General features: G+C 62.8%; 2 protein-coding genes. Both read left to right on the forward strand.

Annotated elements, in window-relative coordinates; translation table 11 throughout:
• Window positions 1-34 precede the first annotated feature (34 nt).
• On the forward strand, window positions 35-1636 hold the full coding sequence (gene nusA, locus QZ564_RS19135; protein WP_297113559.1) for a transcription termination factor NusA: 1602 nt from the start codon (window positions 35-37) through the stop codon (window positions 1634-1636).
• Window positions 1637-1681: 45 nt separating this feature from the next.
• Window positions 1682-2353, forward strand: a complete 672-nt coding sequence (locus QZ564_RS19140; RefSeq protein WP_297113562.1) for an RNA-binding protein — start codon at window positions 1682-1684, stop codon at window positions 2351-2353.
• Window positions 2354-2369: the final 16 nt, after the last annotated feature.

The raw sequence follows: 2369 nt of genomic DNA on the forward strand, positions 1-2369 counted from the left end.
GACACTGAAGAAGTCTCTGAGGAGAAGAACTGAAATGGCCGTTAGCGCGAACCGCCTTGAGCTGTTGCAGATTGCCGATTCCGTCGCCCGCGAAAAGAATATCGATCGCATGGTGGTGATCGAGGCCATGCAGGACGCCATGGAAAAGGCCGCCAAGGGCCGCTATGGCGCCGAGACCGAGATCAAGGTGGAGATCAATCCGCGTTCGGGCGAAACCCGCATGTGGCGCCTGCTCGAGATCGTGGACGAGGTCGAGGAACCTTCCCGCCAGGTCAATCTCAAGCTGGCCCAGGTCAAGAACCCGACCGCCAAGGTCGGCGACTTCCTGACCGAACCGCTGCCGCCCATGGAATTTGGCCGCATCGCCGCCCAGTCGGCCAAGCAGGTCATTGTGCAGAAGGTGCGTGACGCCGAACGCGACCGCATGTTCGAGGAATATTCCGGCCGCGTCGGCGAAGTCGTCAACGGCACGGTCAAGCGTGTCGAATACGGCAATGTGATCGTTGATCTGGGACGCGGCGAAGCCATCATCCGCCGCGATGAACTGATCCCGCGCGAAATGTTCCGCTATGGCGACCGCGTGCGCGCCTATATCTATGACGTGCGGCGCGAACAGCGCGGCCCGCAGATCTTTCTCTCGCGCACCCATCCGCAGTTCATGGCCAAGCTGTTCATGCAGGAAGTGCCGGAAATCTACGATGGCGTGATCACCATCCGCTCGATTGCCCGCGATCCGGGGTCGCGCGCCAAGATCGCGGTGACCAGCAATGATTCGTCGATCGATCCGGTCGGCGCCTGCGTGGGTATGCGCGGCTCCCGCGTGCAGGCGGTCGTCGCCGAACTGCAGGGCGAAAAGATCGACATCATTCCCTGGACCGACAATATCGCGGACCTGGTGGTCTCGGCGCTGCAGCCGGCCGATGTCGCCAAGGTGGTGCTCGACGAACAGGCCGAGCGCATCGAGGTCGTGGTGCCCGACGAGCAGCTGAGCCTCGCCATCGGCCGCCGCGGCCAGAACGTGCGCCTCGCGAGCCAGCTGATCGGCTGGGATATCGACATCCTGACCGAGCAGGAAGAGAGCGAACGGCGCCAGAAGGAATTCACCGAACGTTCGACCCTGTTCATGCAGGCCCTTGACGTTGACGAGATGGTTGCCCAACTACTGGCTTCGGAAGGCTTCTCCTCGGTCGAGGAACTGGCCTATATCGAACCGGAGGAAATTGCCTCCATTGAAGGGTTCGACGAGGAAACCGCCTCGGAAATCCAGAACCGTGCCGCCGAATATCTGGCCGAGATCGAGGCGAAGTACGACGCGGAACGCAAGACGCTGGGCGTCGAGGACGAGCTTTATGAAATCGCCGGCCTCAATGCCGCCATGCTGGTGGCGCTGGGTCAGGAAGACATCAAGTCGGTCGAGGACTTCGCCGGCTGTGCCGCCGACGATCTGGTCGGCTGGACCGAACGCAAGGATGGTGAGACCAAGCGCTTTGAAGGCACCTTCAAGGACTTCCCCGTATCCCGCGAGGAAGCCGAGGACATGATCATGCAGGCCCGCATCAGGGCAGGCTGGATCAGTGCCGAAGACCTGGCCGTCGAAGACGATGGCGAAGGTTTCTCAGAGGAGCAGGCGGTCTAAGGACCGCCCCTTTGGGAGCACCCGGCATTGGCCCGGAGCGCGGACATGGTTAGAACCTGTGCCTTGACCCGGGCAGAAATGCCGGTCGAGGCGCTGGTGCGTTTCGTGGTCAGCCCCGACGGCGTGGTGGTGCCCGATGTGGAGGCTCGCGCCGAGGGGCGTGGCGTGTGGATCACGCTGAGCCACGCGGCGGTGGCCGAGGCGGTGAAGAAAAAGGCCTTTGCGCGCAGTCTCAAGGCGCAGGTGCTGGTGGCGGACGATCTGGCCGATCTCACCCGGCTCAGGCTCGAGCAGCGTCTGCTGGCGGCACTGGGCATGGCCCGCAAGGCCGGGCAGTTCGTAACCGGTGCCACCAAGGTCAAGGGCGTTCTGCAGTCCGGAGAAGCCCTTGCCCTGCTGACGGCCAGTGACGCGGCAGAGGATGGCCGCAACAAGATGCTGGGGGCTTTGCGGGCCCTCAACCATGCGAGACGCGAGGCTGGATTGACCGGTCCGGACGTGCCGCATTTTGAATCGCTCTCAAGTGCGCAAATGGGTTTGGCACTTGGACTGGAAAATGTGATACATGCTGCCCTCACGACAGGGGCGGCAGCCCAATCGGCGGTGGAAAAGGCCATTAGGCTGGCCCGCTACATCGCCCCAGCGACGCAGGACCACACCGGCCGCTCCGCGGCTACCGGTGTGCTTTTGCCCGCGGAACAGGACGAAAGACGATAGGTAGTATGGCTGATAA

This window comes from uncultured Devosia sp. (assembly GCF_913055165.1).
Taxonomy (GTDB): Bacteria; Pseudomonadota; Alphaproteobacteria; order Rhizobiales; family Devosiaceae; genus Devosia.